Source organism: Agrobacterium leguminum (assembly GCF_005144435.2).
Classification (GTDB): domain Bacteria; phylum Pseudomonadota; class Alphaproteobacteria; order Rhizobiales; family Rhizobiaceae; genus Agrobacterium; species Agrobacterium leguminum.
Genome location: NZ_CP120211.1, coordinates 377,343 through 394,671, shown reverse-complemented (window position 1 = coordinate 394,671; position 17,329 = coordinate 377,343). Strand labels below are relative to the sequence as shown.

The 17,329-nt window shown below is 61.7% G+C and carries 15 protein-coding genes; 6 read left to right on the top strand and 9 right to left on the bottom strand.

The genetic code is table 11. The features are described 5' to 3' along the window. Positions 1-248 precede the first annotated feature (248 nt). The 4 genes from CFBP4996_RS01875 to CFBP4996_RS01860 form a co-directional block, all read right to left on the bottom strand. Entirely contained in the window at positions 249-1,379 is a 1,131-nt protein-coding gene (locus CFBP4996_RS01875) for an Mrp/NBP35 family ATP-binding protein (protein WP_080852588.1), read from the bottom strand. A 119-nt stretch (positions 1,380-1,498) separates the two neighbouring features. After that, positions 1,499-2,722 carry a CmpA/NrtA family ABC transporter substrate-binding protein gene (locus CFBP4996_RS01870; protein WP_080852589.1) on the bottom strand — a complete coding sequence of 408 codons (1,224 nt, stop codon included), beginning with the start codon at positions 2,720-2,722 and terminating at the stop codon, positions 1,499-1,501. A 78-nt stretch (positions 2,723-2,800) separates the two neighbouring features. Next, entirely contained in the window at positions 2,801-3,541 is a 741-nt protein-coding gene (locus tag CFBP4996_RS01865) for a helix-turn-helix transcriptional regulator (protein ID WP_020809269.1), read from the bottom strand. 211 nt (positions 3,542-3,752) lie between these two features. After that, complete coding sequence (locus CFBP4996_RS01860) at positions 3,753-4,622, bottom strand: IclR family transcriptional regulator (protein WP_162935923.1); 870 nt, start codon at positions 4,620-4,622, stop codon at positions 3,753-3,755. Positions 4,623-4,693: 71 nt separating this feature from the next. Here CFBP4996_RS01860 and CFBP4996_RS01855 point away from each other — a divergent pair, with 71 nt between their 5' ends. Genes CFBP4996_RS01855 through CFBP4996_RS01840 form a run of 4 tightly spaced genes read left to right on the top strand, consistent with a single transcriptional unit; the run spans position 4,694 to position 7,927 of the window. Then, entirely contained in the window at positions 4,694-5,476 is a 783-nt protein-coding gene (locus CFBP4996_RS01855; RefSeq protein ID WP_162935924.1) for an SDR family NAD(P)-dependent oxidoreductase, read from the top strand. Continuing rightward, positions 5,476-6,390, top strand: a complete 915-nt coding sequence (locus CFBP4996_RS01850) for a 2-dehydro-3-deoxygalactonokinase (RefSeq protein ID WP_080852590.1) — start codon at positions 5,476-5,478, stop codon at positions 6,388-6,390. Before CFBP4996_RS01855 ends, CFBP4996_RS01850 begins: the two co-directional genes overlap by 1 nt. Before the next feature lie 15 nt (positions 6,391-6,405). Beyond that, entirely contained in the window at positions 6,406-7,035 is a 630-nt protein-coding gene (locus CFBP4996_RS01845) for a 2-dehydro-3-deoxy-6-phosphogalactonate aldolase (RefSeq protein ID WP_080852591.1), read from the top strand. 4 nt (positions 7,036-7,039) lie between these two features. Continuing rightward, positions 7,040-7,927, top strand: a complete 888-nt coding sequence (locus tag CFBP4996_RS01840; protein ID WP_080852592.1) for an SMP-30/gluconolactonase/LRE family protein — start codon at positions 7,040-7,042, stop codon at positions 7,925-7,927. A gap of 268 nt (positions 7,928-8,195) precedes the next feature. On the opposite strand, the gene CFBP4996_RS01835 is transcribed toward CFBP4996_RS01840, so the two are convergent. Further along, entirely contained in the window at positions 8,196-9,548 is a 1,353-nt protein-coding gene (locus CFBP4996_RS01835) for a putative bifunctional diguanylate cyclase/phosphodiesterase (RefSeq protein WP_003521030.1), read from the bottom strand. Positions 9,549-9,634: 86 nt separating this feature from the next. Continuing rightward, complete coding sequence (locus CFBP4996_RS01830) at positions 9,635-11,254, bottom strand: response regulator (protein WP_162935993.1); 1,620 nt, start codon at positions 11,252-11,254, stop codon at positions 9,635-9,637. Between the two features lie 409 nt (positions 11,255-11,663). On the opposite strand from CFBP4996_RS01830, the gene mutL reads away from it, so the two are divergent. Together mutL and CFBP4996_RS01820 are read left to right on the top strand one after the other, a co-directional pair. After that, complete coding sequence (gene mutL / locus CFBP4996_RS01825; RefSeq protein ID WP_080853240.1) at positions 11,664-13,496, top strand: DNA mismatch repair endonuclease MutL; 1,833 nt, start codon at positions 11,664-11,666, stop codon at positions 13,494-13,496. 139 nt (positions 13,497-13,635) lie between these two features. After that, positions 13,636-13,857, top strand: coding sequence for a DUF2093 domain-containing protein (locus CFBP4996_RS01820; protein ID WP_080852595.1), 222 nt, complete (start codon positions 13,636-13,638; stop codon positions 13,855-13,857). 193 nt (positions 13,858-14,050) lie between these two features. On the opposite strand, the gene lpxK is transcribed toward CFBP4996_RS01820, so the two are convergent. From lpxK to waaA, 3 genes are all read right to left on the bottom strand, one after another. Beyond that, a complete protein-coding gene (gene lpxK / locus CFBP4996_RS01815) occupies positions 14,051-15,097 on the bottom strand; it encodes a tetraacyldisaccharide 4'-kinase (RefSeq protein ID WP_080852596.1) in 1,047 nt (348 codons plus the stop codon). Positions 15,098-15,245: 148 nt separating this feature from the next. Next, positions 15,246-15,983, bottom strand: coding sequence for an HAD family hydrolase (locus CFBP4996_RS01810; protein WP_080852597.1), 738 nt, complete (start codon positions 15,981-15,983; stop codon positions 15,246-15,248). Continuing rightward, entirely contained in the window at positions 15,977-17,299 is a 1,323-nt protein-coding gene (gene waaA / locus CFBP4996_RS01805) for a lipid IV(A) 3-deoxy-D-manno-octulosonic acid transferase (RefSeq protein WP_003521024.1), read from the bottom strand. The genes CFBP4996_RS01810 and waaA overlap by 7 nt, the downstream gene beginning before the upstream one ends. Positions 17,300-17,329: the final 30 nt, after the last annotated feature.

The following is a 17,329-nucleotide window of genomic DNA, read 5'->3' as shown; positions in this document are numbered from 1 at the left end:
GAACGCCGGAACGAGCGGGATTTTCACAATCTCGCCAGCCCGATGGACCAAGAGCCAAACGGCGCAGGCGTATGCGCCCAAAGCGAGATGCAATCAAGCAATATTTTTTCTCGACAGCATTGCAGGCGAAGCATTTCTGCAGTTCAAATCCGGAAAGCCTGCCCGATACTGGCGATTAATCTTCTGTTTTCAAAGGATTATTCAAATCGGTCAGACACCTGCCCGATTTTGTGTCCATGATTGCCGCACTATTCGAAAACGATCTTCGGCGCCGCTTTTCTCTCGCCCGCACCGATGCGGGCCCAGACTTTTTCGGCAATATCGCGATAGATCGCGGCCTGCGGGCCATTGGGCTCGGCGGCGACGACCGGCGTTCCGGCGTCCGACATTTCGCGGATGGAGATGGTGAGCGGCACTTCGCCGAGGAAGGGCACGCCGATCCTTTCGGCCTCCGCCTTCGCGCCGCCATGGCCGAAAATATCGTAGCGCGCGCCGGTATCGGGCGCGATGAAATAGCTCATATTCTCGATGACGCCGAGCAGCGGAACCTCCACCTTGCGGAACATGGTGATGCCCTTGCGTGCGTCGATCAGCGCCAGATCCTGCGGCGTGGAAACGATGACGGCGCCGGCGAGCGGCACCTGCTGGGCGATGGTAAGCTGCGCATCGCCGGTGCCGGGCGGCATGTCCAGCACCAGCACATCCAGTTCGCCCCAGGCCACTTCGCGCAGCATCTGCATGAGGGCGGACTGCACCATCGGCCCGCGCCAGATCATCGCGGCTTCCTCATCCACCAGAAAGCCCATGGACATGACCTTAAGCCCGTAATTTTCCATGGGAAGGATGATGCGGTCTTCCTGCTGCTGCGGGCGGCCGGAAATTTTCAGCAGTCGCGGCAACGAGGGGCCATAAATATCGGCATCGAGCATGCCGACCTTGAGGCCGAGCGACTGGAGGCCGAGCGCCAGATTGACCGCGGTGGTCGACTTGCCCACCCCGCCCTTGCCCGAGGCGACGGCGATGATGGCCCGCACACCCGGTACGCCCACCTTCGACGAGCCGGGCTGTTGGGCCGGCCGGCCGGTTGCGGCGGCGGGGCGCGCGGGTGCGGGTTGCTGCTGGCCGGGCTTGCGGTCGGCCGTCAGCGCCACGACTGCGCCAACGATACCTTCCACGCTTTTGGCCGCCTGTTCGGCGGCAAGCCGCAACGGCTCCATCTCCGCAGCCTTGTCGGCCGGGACAGTGATCGAGAAATAGGCCTTCGCATCGGCGATGAAGATTTCCGAGACCATGCCGAGTGCGACGATGCTCTTGCCGCTGCCGGGATAGATCACCGTTTCCAGCGCCTTTTCCACCTGGCTCCTGCTGACCTCTGCCATATTCCTGCTCCGCTTCATCATCCGACCGGGTATTGCGTGCCATCCATAGACAAGCCGGAGCGCTTCGCCAATGCCAAAGCGCGACAGTCCGGCATTCGCGACGATTTAACGCTGCGGTTTCAGATTTCGTCGTCCATCTCGAGCGTTTCCGGATCGAAAACATGGCCGTCGAAAAAACAGTCGGGGCCGAGCACCAGACCCGTGCGGGATGCGCCGACATGAACAGGCTCACGCAGCGTGCCCTCGAGCTTCAGATTAGCGCCCGGCACCGGCACGAAAAGCGGCTTCATCGCCTTGCGGAAAATATCCGGCCGGTAGGCGTTGCGGGCCGCCTCCACCATGGCGGGATCGAACCGGTAATCGGCGGAAACCTCGCCCCAGCGCAACATCTGGCTGAAGAACCACAGGGCCTGGCTCTGCCAAGGGAAATTGGCGGCCTTGGCGCTGGTCACGAAAAACTCCTGAAAACGCTGCATGTCCCGCTGCGAGGTGGAAATATAGCCCGTCAGCGCCGGCAGCAGGAATTCGCCGTTCTCATCCATATATTGAGGGGCGGCGAGGATGCCGGCCAGTTCCTCGATATTGGCGGCATTGGCGCACCATTCGCCGGCACGGTAAAGGGCACGCAACAGCCCTTCGAGAAGGGCGGGATTGTCCTCCGCCCAGCGCTTCTTCGTAGCCAGTATCTTTTCCGGCGCATTATGCCAGATCAACGCCCCGGTGGTGACGATCCGGCCGGCGCCGCCGAGCACCACGGCGCTGCCCGCCGGTTCGGCGGTACAGAGCGCATCGACCTTGCCGCTTTCCAGGAGCGCCGGCATCGCCTTCGGCAGGGCCTCGACGATTTCCATATCCCGGCCGAGCAGCACGCCGCAGCTGCCGAGCAGGTAACGCAGCGCATAAAACGGCGTGGAGACGATATCCTCGACCGCAAAGACCGGCGGATTTTTCCCCGCCGCCCGGCGCGCGGCGCAGACACGGGCCATGGCGCGTCCAAAAGCCGCCGGGTCCGGCAGCTTCAGCCCTTCGCGGTAGAGTTCGTCATAAAATCCGTGAGAAACGGTCGTCGCCGATCCACCGAGGGAAAGCGTGAAAACGCCGACAATATCGGCCGGCAGATCGTCGAGGCCGACAGCGGAGCCGACCGGAACCGGGGCGGGCAGATGTGCGACGTGAACGCCATCCTCGCCAAGCGTCGCAAGCACGGCGCGGGCGGACTGTTTTCGGAAAAGTTCGAGTTCTATGCCTTCATCGGCAGCAAAGCCTTTTTCGGCAGCGGCTATCAGCACGGCGCAATCGATAGTCGGAGAAAATCCTGCTTTTACCTTATGCCGTTCCGGCAAACGATTTCTCCTTTCCGGTGATTCGAAAAGAGGATCGCCCAGGAAGCGGTTTATCACAATGATAAAATTAAGATTTCGCTATTTTATCAAGCCGACCCGCAGCGCTTTTGCGACGGCCTGGGTGCGGTTGACCGTGTCGAGTTTTTTCGTCGCGCGGTTCAGGTAATGATTGATGGTATGTTCCGACAGCATCATGATTTCAGCGATTTCGGCACTGGTCTTGCCGGCGGCGGTCCAGTTCAGGCAGTCGATCTCCCGCTCGCTCAAGGTTTCGGGAACCCTGAGATCGAGGCGACGGATTTCAGACAGCCGGGCAAAGACATGGCTGGAAATGTAAAAAAGCTCCGCAAGCCGGCTGGCGGGCACAGCCGTCTTGTTGCCGGAAAAGGATACCGCGCCCCGTCGCATGGTGATGTCGTGAACGGGAAACCAGACCGAATTGATCATCTCGAACCGTTCGAAAAGGTTGATTACGGTTTTCTTGGCGATTTCTCCGTCGCCTCTGACCAGAAAATCCATGGAGACGGAAAAGGGGACGGTCGATTTTTTCAACTGCGCCATCACCCGGCTGGTCTGGAGCATGCCCTCTTCATCGTAACGCTGCAGAAGCTCGGCCGGCCAGCTGGTGATGATCGTATATTGCGACAGTTCGCTCGCCACTTCCGAAGACAGGTCGAGCACCATGAAAGCCTTGAATTCCCAGGCCTCCGTCAGCCGTTTCAAAAACCGGAATATATCGAATTGCGTGTTGAGATCGGCGATCTCGCGAACGCAATCAACACCAATCGACTGAACGGCGGCCGTCTCTGTTTTCTGCATCAAAGCTGTTCTTCGAGAATGAGAAAATGCCGCCGCAAAGGCCCGCCCTTGCCCGGAAATTGTTGCGGATGTTACTCACCAAAACGATTCATGCAAACAAAAGTTGAAAACTTAATTCAGAATAGTCGAAAATAATATCGAACGCATAAGAATGGGTGCATGGCCGGCGGTTCGGCACGGGAAAATCCAGGGACTGCGTGCCCTGTTTTCTTCAACCATCCGCAACCGGGGATAATCTGCAGGCAAGGTCGTCGGAAATCCTGTCGGCGGTCTCGCGCACCAGGGGGGCCCATTTGCGGAGCTGTTCCACATCCACGCGATAGGCCGGACCGGTGACGGAAATCGCCGCGCGAAAATTGCGGCCGGGCGCCCGGACCGGCGCGGCGACGCAATGAATTCCGATCTCGTGCTCCTGAAGGTCGAACCCGTAGCCATTGTCGCGAATGGTCGCCACCTCCGCCATCAGCGCTTCCGGCGTCGTGACCGTGCTTTCCGTGAAGCGATGAAAATCCAGTTCCGCAGCCAACTGCGCCAGATCGTCGGCGGAGAGCAGCGACAGCGCCGCCTTGCCCACGCCGGTGCAATAGGCTGGCGAGGTTTTGCCGACCTGCGAATGCATGCGCAATGTGTGCCGGCCCTCCATCTTGTCCAGATAGGTGACCTGTCTGCCGTTCAAAACGGCAAGATGCACCGACTCCTGCGTCACCTCCTGCAAGGCCGCCAGATGGGGGGCCGCGACGCTGCGCAGGTCGTTGCCGCTCCATGCTTTCGCGGCCAGTTGCAGCAACCTCAGCCCCACGGCATAGGTCTGATCGGCAGCGTGATCGACAAGGCCTTCGGCAACGAGATGGGCGAGCTGACGGTGAACCGTGCCGCGCGGCTGGCCGCAGGCTTCGACCACATCGGTAAAGCGCATCGGTTTTTCAGCAAAGGCGATCAGCTCAAGCAGCGAGACAGCCTTGCCGAGCGTGCCCGTCTCAACTCCGGTTTTCCGTTGCGTCACCGGAACCGCATCAGGCTTTTGCCCATTGGGCTTTTTATTATCGGGCATGGCAACATCCACCATCATCTGCCTTGACATAAGCGTGACGCCAAGAGAATAATTCCATTTAGTAAAATCTAGTTCCAAATAATGGAACAATCAAGCCTTTCATGGACGAGATGACGCCGATGACGCAAGCCCAATTTCCGGACCTCAAGGATGCGGGCGTGCTCGTCACCGGCGGCGGTTCCGGCATCGGGGCATCGCTGGTGGAAGCCTTTGCGATGCAGGGCGCGAAGGTTTCGTTCATCGATATCGCCGAAGAGCCGAGCCTGGCGCTCGTCAAGCGGCTTGCGACAACGGCGCCGCATCCGGTCCACTTCTTCAAGACCGACCTTCGCGATATTGCGGCGATCGGAAAGACGGTGGAGGCGGCGGCTTCCGCCACCGGCGGCATCAAGGTGCTGGTCAACAACGCCGCCTGGGACGACCGCCACGACATAGACACGGTGACGGAAGCCTATTGGGACGCCAATCAGGCGGTCAATCTCAAGCAGATGTTTTTCACGGTTCAGGCAGCCCTGCCCTATCTGCGGCAGGCGAAGGACGCCTCCATCGTCAATTTCTCGTCCATCTCGTTTCTGCTCAACATGGGCGAGCTGCCCTCCTATGCGGCGGCCAAGGCCGGCATCATCGGGCTGACGAAAAGCCTTGCCGGACGGCTGGGGCCGGAAAATATCCGCGTCAACACGCTGCTGCCCGGCATGATCGTGACGGAGCGGCAGAAGGAACTATGGCTGACGGATGAGGGCATTGCCGCCACCACCGCGCGGCAATGTCTGAAACGCACGCTCGTCGCTGCCGATCTGGCGGGCCCGTGCCTGTTTCTCGCATCATCGGCATCGGGCGCCATCACGGCGCAATCCATAATCGTAGACGGAGGCCTCCTATAATGTCCGAACCCGCTTTCATCGCCGTCGACTGGGGCACGACCAGTTTCCGGCTCTGGCTCATGAGCCGATCGGGCGCGGTACTGGCGGAGCGCAGAAGCACGGAAGGCATGACCACCGCCATGCGGACCGGTTTTGCCGATGTGCTGCAATCGCATCTCGACGCCATCGGCGCGCCGGAAGGTTTGCCGGTTCTCGTCTGCGGCATGGCAGGCGCGCGGCAGGGCTGGGTCGAGGCGGGTTATATCGACGTGCCGGCATCGCTTTCGGCGGTTCTCGATGGGGCGGTTCGCGTGCCGGGCCAGGCGCGGGATGTGCGCATTCTGCCGGGACTGGCACAGCGGGATCAAAACGCGCCCGATGTCATGCGCGGCGAGGAAACGCAATTGCTTGGCGCTCTCGCTTCCTCGGATGCCGGTGAAAAACTCGTCTGCATGCCCGGCACCCATTCCAAATGGGTGACCGTGAAGGATGGCGGCGTGACGGGTTTCGCCACGTTCATGACCGGCGAACTTTTCGAAGTCGTCTCGAAACAGACGATCCTTTCCCATGCGGTGGCCGAGGCCGAAGCCTTTACCGGCGAGCATGCGGCTTTCACGGCGGCGGTGCGCGACATCTATGCCAATCCGCAGCTTGCGACCAATCGCTTTTTCACCCTTCGTTCCGGCCAGTTGCTGCATGGCCTCACCGCCACCGACGCCAAGGCCAAGCTTTCCGGCATCATGATCGGGCTGGAAATCGCCGGCGCGCATTCCACCGCCCGGCGCGAGACGCCGGTGGTGCTGATCGGCTCCGGTGCGCTCGGCGCGCTTTACGAAGGCGCCTTCACCGCCCTTGATATCCACTATACGGTCATCGATGCAGACGAGGCCGTGCGGCGCGGATTGCTGGCCGCTGCAAATGCCATCTGGCCATAAGAAGAAAGATCGACCATGCGTATTCCCTTCCCTTCCATCAAATATCCGCTGATCGCCATCCTGCGCGGTCTGAAGCCCGAGGAAACCGAGGGCGTCGTCGGCGCGCTGATCGAAACCGGCTTCCGCGCCATTGAAATTCCGCTCAACTCGCCCGATCCGTTCCGCTCCATCGAGATCGCCGCGAAGATGGCGCCCACCGATTGCCTGATCGGCGCTGGCACCGTGCTCAGCGTGGAAGACGTGGCCTCGCTGGATGCGGCCGGCGGCAAGCTGATGGTGAGCCCCAATGCCGACGCCGATGTGATCGTTGCCGCGCGCGTCAAGGGCATGGTGACGATGCCGGGTGTTCTCACCCCCACCGAGGCGCTGGTGGCCGCGAAGGCCGGCGCGACGGGTCTCAAATTCTTTCCCGCCAGCATCATCGGCCCCGCCGGCATCAATGCGATCCGGACGATCCTGCCGAAGGATCTGGTGATCGCCGCCGTCGGCGGCGTCTCGGACAAGAATTTCGCTGAATATACCTCGGCCGGTATCGTGGCTTTCGGGCTTGGCACCAGCCTCTACAAGCCGGGCATGACGGCGGCGGAGGTGCGCGAACGCGCCACTGTCACACTTTCAGCCTATGATGCAGCCATCGGAGGATAAGAGCTTGGCGACTGTTTTTCCCTTTGCCGGACGTGTTCTGGACGAGACGCCGATGCTGCTCGGCGAAGGCCCGACCTTCGACCCCGCGACCGGCACCGCCTGGTGGTTCAATATTCTCGAGCGGGAACTGCATGAGCTGCATCTCGCCTCCGGCCGCAAGACCGTGCACGCTTTGCCCTTCATGGGCAGTGCGCTCGCTAAGGTCAGCGACAGCAAGCAGCTGATCGCCTCCGATGACGGGCTTTTCCTGCGCGACACGGCAACCGGCGTGCTGACGCTGCATGCGGAGCTGGAAAAGGACCTGCCCGGCAACCGCTCCAATGACGGGCGCATGCATCCTTCCGGCGCGCTGTGGATCGGCACCATGGGCCGCAAGGCGGAGACCGGTGCGGGCAGCATCTATCATGTCGCGAAGGGCACCGTGACCAAGCTGTTTGCCGAGATCAGCATTCCGAATTCGATCTGCTTCTCGCCCGATGGCGCGACGGGATATTACGTCGATACCAAGGTGAACAAGCTGATGCGGGTGCCGCTCGATGCCGACACCGGCCTTCCCGCAGGCAAGGCTGAAGTCTTCATCGATTCCACCGGTATCAAAGGCGGCATCGACGGGTCGGTCTGCGATGCCGAAGGGCATATATGGAACGCCCGCTGGGGCGTGGGCGCTGTGGATCGTTACGATACGGACGGCAATCACATCGCCCGATATGAGGTGCCCGGCGGACAGACGACCTGCCCGGCCTTCATCGGCCCCGACGCATCGCGCCTTCTCGTCACCTCGGCGCGCGAACATCTCGACGACGACGCCATTGCCGCCAATCCGCAGCACGGGTTGACGTTCGAGCTGGGGGTTGAGGCGAAGGGCCGGTTCGAGCCGCTTTACAGGCTCTAAGGCGCGGCGCAGGCCGCACGCAACAAAACGTGGAGAGCCTTCTGGCAAGGGTTGTTCCCGAAACAACCTCCCTCATTCCTGTGCTTGTCACAGGAATCTAGCCAGCCCAAGTCCTTGGGCTGAAAGGAGTCGTTTCGCCGCGCAGACGCGCGTCGGCTGGATTCCTGTGACAAGCACAGGAATGAGGGTTGTGGGGATGCGCCGGCGCACACAAGCTTGGCCGAGATGCAGTTTTCTCCAACAAGCGTCACGGCCAAGCCGTACCGCCTCAGGAAATATCCGACAATATCTCGCGGTAATTCTCGTGCAGATAGCGCTGGGTCGCGGCGGCATCGGCGGGGCGGCCGTAGAAATAGCCCTGCCCCATGGCGCAGCCGAGCGCGCGCAGCTTTTCCTCTTCCGCCCGTTCTTCGATCCCTTCGGCCACGACTTCGAGATCGAGCCCTTCGCACATGGCGACGATGGCCTTGATGATATGTTCGGAAGGGCGGTCGCTGCTGATGCGCGAGACGAAGGCGCGGTCGATCTTCACCTTGTCGAAGGTGAAATCGCGCAGGCGGCCGAGGCTCGACTGGCCGGTGCCGAAATCGTCAAGAGAAATGCGAACGCCGGCGCTCTGCAACTCGCTGATGATGCGCTGGGCGGTATCGGCGGAAGTCATCACAGCCGTTTCGGTGATTTCAAGCTCCAGCCGGTGCGGATCGAGGCCGACACGCGAGAGGATGGAGAGAATATTGTCCGCCGTGCTGGGGTCCATCAATTGCGCGGAAGAGAGGTTGAAGGACAGGAAGAGTTCACGCGGCCAGAACAGGGCCGCTTCCGCCGCCTTTCGGAGCAAAGCTTCCGACAGCGCATCGATGAAACCGCGCTCTTCGGCCAGCGGCACGAAAACAGCGGGCGATACGAAGCCGAGGTCCGGATCGTTCCAGCGGGCCAACGCCTCGAAACCGATGACCTTCGCCTCTTCCAGCCTGACGATGGGCTGGAAATGCACGTCGATGGCATCGGTGATGATGGCGTTTCTGAGCGCCTGTTCGAGCTGCGTCGCCCGCTTCATCTCCTGCGCGATCTCGCGCGAATAGACCGTGATCTGGCCGCGGCCACGTCTCTTGGAGCGATAGAGCGCCGTCTCGGCGCTTTTCAGCAAATCCTCGAATTCATCGCCGGCGAAGGGATAGATGGCGAAACCGAAGGAAGAGGACAGGCGAACGTTACGGTCGCCGAGATCGTAAGGGGCCGAAAGCACGTCCTTGATCATGTTGCCGATGCGCTCCGCGCCGGTGCGCTCGAACACCAGAGGCAGCACGAAGGCGAATTCGTCGCCGTCATGGCGCGTCACGACCGCGCCATCGGGAATGCAGGCCTTCAGCCGGTGCGCGACCTGGCACAGGATTTCATCGCCCGCCTGCACGCCGAACAGATCGTTGATGGGTTTGAAGCCGTCTATATTGGCGATGCCGACCGTGAAAGGCGCCGGATCGCTGGAGCGCTCGCTGGCAAGCATGCGAATCTTGTCCCGCAGACGGTAGCGGTTGCCGAGCCCCGTCAGCGGGTCGCTGTAGGCCATCGCCTGCAGCTCGTTCTGGCTGACCTGCAACGTTTGCGGCTCTGCCCGTTTCATTCCTGCATCTCGTGAATCCTGTGTCGACCGCGCTCACAATGCAGGGCAAGTATTAAAAAAGCCATAGCCTCCCGACAAAGGCAATGTCAGGCCTGCAGCCGCAGGACATCCTTGCCGAAAAGCCGCAGGAAAACCGCCTCGACCATATCCGGGCTGACGGGTTTCAGAAGCATGTCGTCCATGCCCGACGCCCGGCATTTGTCGAGATCGCCCTCGAAAGCGTGGGTGATGACGCCGACGATGGGAATGTGCTTCTCGCCGCAAAGACCGCGCATGCGGCGCGCGACTTCGAAGCCGTCGATATCGCCCAGCGTCGTGTCGAGCAGGACGGCGGAAGGCGGCTGTTCGGCAAAGAGACGCAGCGCTTCCTCGCCCGAGGTGGCGAGCCGCCAGGAAAGCCCAAGGCCCTCGAGTATCTGCGAAAAGACGATCTGGTTGACCCTGTTATCCTCGACGAGAAGTATCTCGCAGACGCCGCCGGTCTTGAGGATTTCAGGCAGGTCCTCCGTCATGATCTCCCAGTCCTCGTCGGCGGTTTTCTCCTTCGGGGACGATTGCAGCCCGGCCGCAAGATAATGCAGCAGCGAAGCGTCAATCTCCTCTTCCTCGATGGTGACGACGGGCAGATCATGCGCGGCGGCAATATCGAGGCAAGCGACGCTCATCTGGGCGTCGACAACGACCACATCGATGCTCACACCGGCGGAGGTCGCGACGTCGATGAAGGCGCGCTGCTCGTCCTCGCTCGTCACCGCCGCATGGTCCATGCCGCCAGCCGTCAGCCGGCGACCGGCGGCTTGCGCAAAGCGTCCGTTTTCAGAGACGATCAGCACCGCCTTGCTTTTTAAAACCCCGCCGCGATTGTCCGTTTCTTCGTCCTTGCCATAGGTGGAGGCGACGAAAGGGACATGTTCGAGCGAGGGGATGACGGGCGTGCCGTTGGCGTCGATGGTGGCGAGAGCGGTCACGTCCTCCATCGTCGTCACCAGGAAATATCGGCCGGGCCTGCCCACACGCTGCTTGCGGGTGATGGTCAGCACCTCTTCGCCGTTCAGCCGCCGCACCCTTTCGGGGATGACGCTCGGCGTGCCGCTATCCAGCACCATACGATCGGCAATATCGATCCGTCCGGCGACCTTGCGCGAGTGGAGATCGAAAACGGTGCGGCCGAGAATGCTCTCGGGGCTGGTTTCGACCAAAGCGCAGGCGGATTTGTTGACGGCGGCATAGGCCATGTTCCGGTCCTTGACGAAGACGGGAAACGGCAGATTGTCGAGAATATCCTCGATGAGCTGCACGCGCTCGAGGTCGATGCGCCATTGCTCTTCACGTTTCTTCTGTTCGGAAATATCGGCAACCACGCTGATGCCGAGGCCGGACGGCAGGCGGTTCATGACGAAGCGCAGGAAGCGTTCTCCCTTCAGCCGCTCGGTTTTTTCCGATCTTTCCTTCCAGTGCAGCGCCAGCCGCTCGCCGATCCATTCCTCCCGGCCGAGCGGGCGGGCATTGGCGGAGAGGCTTTCCGCCTCGAGCAGATAACAATCGTAAAGCGCGCTCAGATAGTCGCGCAGCCGCGCGCCCGGGCCGATGACGGCCTCTTCCAGCGGAAAAAAGCTCAAGAGTTTCCGGCTTGCGAAAATAATGTGATCGTTCCGGTCGTAAACGACGATCGCCGCGCCAAGCGCGTCGCAAAGGGCATCAAGCATCACCGTATGAACGCCCGCGCCAGAGGACGCCAAATCACTCAACTGCAAACTCCCGCCTGTTTTTCAGGGGTCAGGCTTATGTTTCTAGTGGAATCGTCCAGGGCAAATGCCGGGATGAAACGAAAAATTCCGAAAAAGAGACATCAGGGTTTGCAACTTGAAGCAGTCTTGAGGGGAAGATGACGCTCACCCATATTCGACGTCACACACCGCCCGGCGAAGGCGGCCCCGTTCCTGCGGTCATTTCAAGCCGCCTCACCATAATCAAGGCCGATTAAAGGCGGATTAACGCTTAACGCCATGTTGACGGAAATGATCGAATGCCGGACAGGCCGCAAAACATGTGCAAATTTCCGCAGTTCGAGTTTTTTGCTTTCGAAGCCACGGCGAATCCGCGAAAATGACGATCATGGCCATCAAGCAGCTTTCAGAAACCCTCATCAACCAGATCGCCGCCGGCGAGGTCATCGAAAGACCCTCCAGCGCCACGAAGGAACTGGTGGAAAACGCCATCGACGCCGGCGCGACCCGGATCGAGATCGCTACGGCGGGCGGCGGCAAGGGGCTGGTGCGGATCACCGACAACGGCTCCGGCATGTCGCCCGCCGATCTTGAGCTTGCGGTTAGGCGTCACTGCACCTCGAAGATTTCCGATACGCTGGACGATATCCGCACGCTCGGGTTTCGCGGCGAGGCGCTGCCCTCCATCGGCTCGGTCGCCAAGCTGACGATTACCAGCCGCCAACAGGGCGCGGAACAGGGTTCGGTGATTTCCGTTACCGGCGGTAAGGTGTCCGATGTGCGGCCCGCCGCCTCGAATGCCGGCACCATCGTCGAGGTGCGCGACCTGTTCTTCGCCACGCCGGCGCGGCTGAAATTCCTGAAGACGGAACGCGCCGAGGCGGCGGCCATCACCGAGGTCGTCAAACGGATGGCGATCGCCTTTCCGCATATCCGTTTCGTGCTCTCCGGCACCGACCGCTCGACGCTCGAAATCCCTTCGACCGGCGACGATCACCTTGCCCGCATGGCGCAGATTCTCGGTGCCGAGTTCAAGGACAACGCCATCGAGATCGATGCCGGGCGCGAGGATGTGACGCTGACCGGTTTTGCCGGCGTGCCGACCTTCAATCGTGGTAACTCGGCGCATCAATATGTCTTCGTCAATGGCCGCCCGGTGCAGGACAAGCTGCTTTTATCCGCCATTCGCGGCGCCTATGCCGAAACCGTGCCGCATGGGCGATATCCGGTCGCGGTGCTGTCCATTACGCTCGATCCCGCCTTTGTGGACGTGAACGTGCACCCGGCAAAATCCGACGTGCGTTTCCGCGATCCCGGCCTCATTCGCGGGCTGATCGTCGGCGCGATCCGGCAGGCGCTGACGCGTGACGGCGACAGGGCCGCGACGACGGGTGCAAGCCAGATGATGAACGCCTTCCGCCCCGGCTACAGCCCGTCCGGCCTCCGGCCCTCGCCTTCCATGGCAGCCCCCGCTCCGTGGTCCGCCGCCACCTCGCCCTCCCGCCCGCTTGCGGTTTCAGGCGGGGCGCAATTTGCGGAGGCGGTGCAGTCACGCTTTTCCGACATCACCATGCCGACGGCGCGGGCCGAGCCTCGGGACACTGACGAGACCGCCGCAAGCCCCTCGCCGGAACCTGTGCTTTATCCGCTCGGAGCCGCGCGGGCGCAGCTCCACGAGAACTACATCATCGCGCAGACGGAAAACGGCCTCGTCATCGTCGACCAGCATGCCGCGCATGAGCGGCTGGTGTTCGAACAGATGCGCAATGCGCTGCATTCCAGGCGGCCGCCTTCGCAGGTGTTGCTCATCCCCGAGATCATCGACCTGCCGGAAGAGGATTGCGACCGGCTGATGGATCACGCCGCCGGTTTCGATGCGCTGGGCCTCGTCATCGAGCGTTTCGGGCCGGGCGCGGTCGCCGTTCGCGAAACGCCCGCCATGCTGGGCGAAGTCAATGTGCAGGGGCTGGTGCGCCAGCTTGCCGACGAGATTGCCGAATGGGACGCCGCCTCCACGCTTGCCAACAAGCTGGAATATGTCGCGGCCACCATGGCCTGCCACGGCTCCGTGCGTTCCGGCCGGCGCATGCGGCCGGAGGAGATGAACGCGCTTCTACGGCAGATGGAAAACACGCCGGGTTCCGGCCAGTGCAATCACGGCCGTCCGACCTATATCGAACTGAAACTTTCCGATATAGAACGGCTCTTCGGCCGTAGCTGACGCCGCAAGCAGGCGGGGCTGGCCTTGCGCCGCGCCGGGCTATATAAATTTGAGATACTGGAGCACCCAATTGTTCAGGAAAACGCTGCGCCGTTTCGGACTGGGTGCCCTGACGGGACAGAGCAGGAGACGAAAACGGATGAACAGATTTGAAGGAGGCGGCAACCGCCTCGCCGTCATCGAATATCTCGACAGTGACTTCCGCATCGTCCAGACCGGTTCGCACGTCATCTGCGCCATCACCGGCAAAAGCATCCCGCTCGATGAGCTGCGCTACTGGAGCGTGGCGCGGCAGGAGGCCTATGTGGATGCGGCGGCTTCACTGGAAGCCGAAAAGAAGGCTGGCAATTTGCCGGCGTGAGTTGGGAAGCGGCGCGTTGAGTATAGTGCGTGTGCCTCCCCTCATCCCTGTGCTTGTCACAGGGATCCAGCCAGCCCAAGTCCTTGGGCTGAGAAGACTCTTCCCGCCGCGCGGACGCGCGCCGACTGGATTCCTGTGACAAGCACAGGAATGAGGAGAAGTGGGTGCACGGGGGTTTATCTTCTTCGGTGCTCTAAACCGACGTCCGCGCATTGTCCCGCAGCAGGCGCGCACGGCAGTTCCTCACCGCCGTATCGATGATCGTCGCGGCGGCGTTAGGGTCGTCGAACACCATGTCGATTTCGATCACCAGGCTGTTCCACAGCAATTCTTCCGCCCGGCCGTGGTGCCCGTTAAGCCGCACGGCGTCCTTGGCCGTCGTCACCAGTTGCAGGTTGTCTTTGCCGGCGTCCTGTAGAAGATCGGCAATTTCGTCATCGCTGAAATGATGATGATCCGGGAAAGAGCGCTGCAGCACGATGTCGCCGCCGAGCGCCTCGACGGTTCGATAAAACTTGGCCGGATCGGCGATGCCCGCATAGGCCAGCACGCGCCTTCCCCTGAAATCCTGCGGCTCCTGCGGCGTGATCGCCGCCACGAAGACGGGTTTGGCAGCCTTTGCCGCCTGCCGGACCAAGGCATCGGCCGCATGGCCATTGCCGACCTTCAGGAGCCCGGTCATGTGCCGCATCTGTTCGGCAAGCGGCGCTCTTACCGGACCGCCCGGCACGAGATGGCCGTTGCCGATGCCGCGCATCGTATCGATGACGACAAGCGCATAATCCAGCGTCAGGCGTGCGCTCTGGAAACCGTCATCCATGATGATGAGATCGACGCCCTCCTTCACGAGCCGGTGTGCGCCTTCCACCCGCTTGCGGGAAATGACCGTGACCGCCTCTCGCGCCAGGAGCAGCGGCTCATCGCCGACATCGGCCGAGCGGTGCTGTCCGGGATCGACAAGCGTGGTAACGTCGAGCGTGCCGCCGTAACCGCGGCTGAGAAATCCGGGTTTCAGGCCCTTTGCGACGGCAGCTCTCGCAATTGCCATCGCCGTCGGCGTCTTGCCGGCGCCGCCCACGGTGAAGTTGCCGATGCAGATGACCGGAACGGCAACGCCTGCCCTCTTCGCCGTTCGCATCCGCCGGCCGGCGATCTTGCCGTAAAGAAGCGAGAAAGGAGACAGGAGCCACGCCTGCCAGCCCGCTTTCTGCCACCAGAACGGCGGCGCTTCAGAAACCATCTATTCCCGCTCCCGGCCGCGTCGCCCACGGCATTCCGTTCGCCCGTCACATATCAGGAGGTTGTTTGCCAGAAAAAACCGTAAATTGCAAAAATGGAATAAACGGGTTTCATGGAGCCACACCCGCCCCGGCGGAAATCCCACCGGTTCAGAGAGCCCGCTCCGGCAAAAGCGCTTCGAGCGCGGTGATGTCGTCGAAACAAAAATCGGCATCGGCGCCAAGGCTTTCGCGCGAGCCTGTTCCCGTCAAAACAGCGATGCGCAGACCGGCACCGGCATTCTTCGCCATATGCAGATCGTGATTATTGTCGCCGACCACCGCCACACGCTCCGGCGGAAAGCCTATCGCCTCGCAGAAACCGAGAACCATGCCGGGCTGCGGCTTGGTGCCGTAACCGCTGTCATATCCCGCGACGAAATCGACGTCCTTTTCGAAACCGAAGCGGATGGCCGTCTGGCGGATGGAATTTTCGTTGTCGCTGGAGGCGATGCCGAGCTTGTAACCGCGGGCCTTCAGCCTTGCGAAAAACGCCTTGAGATCGGTCACCGGCACGGATTTATCCGCCGCCTCGGTAAACAACCGGTCGAGGCGCGCCGTCAGTTCCCCGACATCGCAGGGCGAGCCGGCGGCAACCAGACCGGCGGCGATTTCCGCCGTATTGCCGGCGGCCAGAAGGCTGTCCGGCACCACATGACCGGTAACGGGGTCCATGCCGCAGGCGGAAAGAAGCCGGTCGGCAAGAACGGGATCGCCCTTGGCGGCAATCGCCGCAAGCTCGCGGTTCACCGGACCCCAGCTGGCGTCATAGCCGAGAAGCGTGCCGTCCTTGTCGAAAAGGACTGCGGCAATCGATTGCGCCGCGTTGAGTTCGATATCCGCTACCATGAACCGATGGCGCTCCGCGGTTGCAGCTTGGCGGAAACGGTGAGCGGATTGATATAGGGTTCCAGCGCCTTGACGGTGGAGGACAGCGCGCCGCGCATATCCTGAATGACCCGGTTGCCCGCATCGATCATCTTGTAACGCTCATTGTCGTTGACTAGCAGATAATGCACCGCCTTGGCCAGCATCTCCACATCGCGGATGATACGACCGCCGCCGGCGCGGATCAGCTTCTGATAGGCCTCGCGGAAATTCTGCACATGCGCGCCAGAAAGGACGGCGCAGCCGAGCATTGCCGGTTCCAGCGGGTTCTGCCCGCCCTCGGCAGTCAAGGAGCGACCGACGAAGGCAAGCTCGGTCAGCCGCAGGTAAAGCCCCATTTCACCGATGGAATCGCCGAGGAAAATATCGGTTTCCGGGGTGATCACGTCATTGCGGCTGCGGCGGGCGACCGAAAGATTCATGCCCTTCAGCATCGCCTCGACATCGTCGCCACGCTCGGGGTGGCGCGGCACGATGATGGTCAGTTGCCCATTGCGCGACTTGATCGCCGCATGCACGGTGGCGGCAGCCTTCTCCTCGCCGTCGAAAGTGGAGATGGCGGCCCATGTCTTGCGATTGCCGACCTGCTTGCGATAGCTCTCCAGAAGCGCCTCGTCGCAGGGCGGCGGGTCGGTGTCGCCCTTGAGGTTGCCTGAAATCACCACCGGCCAGGAGCCGAGATCGCGGAAGCGTTCGGCATCGAGATCGGACTGCGCAACTACCAGCGCCAGCTTGGAAAACAGCGATTCAGCAATGTCATGCCGGGCTTTCCAGCGGTCGAAGGAACGGTCGGAGAGGCGCGCATTGACCCGGATTTGCGGAATGTGCCGGCGCTCCAGCTCCATCATCGTCACCGGCCAGATTTCCGATTCAGCGGTGATGGCGGCATCCGGCGCCCAGTAGGTCAGGAAGCGGTTGACCGCGATCTTGATATCGAGCGGCACATATTGGTGGATCACATCGTCGCCGAGCCGCGTGCGGGTCAGTTCGGCCGAGGTGACGGTGCCGGTGGTCAAAAGCACGAAGATATCGCGCTTGCGGATTTCGCGGATCAGCGGAATAAGCGCCAGCGTTTCGCCCACGCTTGCGGCATGGAACCAGACCAGCGGCCCGCGCGGGCGCTCGGCGCTGGCATAACCGAAGCGTTCGAGCCGACGGCGCTTGTCTTCCTTGCCCTTCGCCGCCCGGTAAGAAAGATAGGGCTTCGCGAACGGATAAGCGGCGATACCGGCAATGCGGTAACCGGAAAGAGCGAAACGTGCGATACGGCTGCTCATGACATTCTGCCCTTGATCATTCCGCGCAAT

Bases quoted from the DNA above. Each gene is read 5' to 3' on its own strand.
- CFBP4996_RS01865 (WP_020809269.1), bottom strand. From the start codon at position 3,541: ATGCAGAAAACAGAGACGGCCGCCGTTCAGTCGATTGGTGTTGATTGC.
- CFBP4996_RS01875 (WP_080852588.1), bottom strand. From the start codon at position 1,379: ATGGCAGAGGTCAGCAGGAGCCAGGTGGAAAAGGCGCTGGAAACGGTG.
- CFBP4996_RS01845 (WP_080852591.1), top strand. From the start codon at position 6,406: ATGCGTATTCCCTTCCCTTCCATCAAATATCCGCTGATCGCCATCCTG.
- CFBP4996_RS01855 (WP_162935924.1), top strand. From the start codon at position 4,694: ATGGACGAGATGACGCCGATGACGCAAGCCCAATTTCCGGACCTCAAG.
- mutL (WP_080853240.1), top strand. From the start codon at position 11,664: ATGGCCATCAAGCAGCTTTCAGAAACCCTCATCAACCAGATCGCCGCC.
- CFBP4996_RS01830 (WP_162935993.1), bottom strand. From the start codon at position 11,254: ATGCTTGATGCCCTTTGCGACGCGCTTGGCGCGGCGATCGTCGTTTAC.
- CFBP4996_RS01835 (WP_003521030.1), bottom strand. From the start codon at position 9,548: ATGAAACGGGCAGAGCCGCAAACGTTGCAGGTCAGCCAGAACGAGCTG.
- CFBP4996_RS01820 (WP_080852595.1), top strand. From the start codon at position 13,636: ATGAACAGATTTGAAGGAGGCGGCAACCGCCTCGCCGTCATCGAATAT.
- CFBP4996_RS01850 (WP_080852590.1), top strand. From the start codon at position 5,476: ATGTCCGAACCCGCTTTCATCGCCGTCGACTGGGGCACGACCAGTTTC.
- CFBP4996_RS01810 (WP_080852597.1), bottom strand. From the start codon at position 15,983: ATGGTAGCGGATATCGAACTCAACGCGGCGCAATCGATTGCCGCAGTC.
- CFBP4996_RS01860 (WP_162935923.1), bottom strand. From the start codon at position 4,622: ATGTCAAGGCAGATGATGGTGGATGTTGCCATGCCCGATAATAAAAAG.
- lpxK (WP_080852596.1), bottom strand. From the start codon at position 15,097: ATGGTTTCTGAAGCGCCGCCGTTCTGGTGGCAGAAAGCGGGCTGGCAG.
- waaA (WP_003521024.1), bottom strand. From the start codon at position 17,299: ATGAGCAGCCGTATCGCACGTTTCGCTCTTTCCGGTTACCGCATTGCC.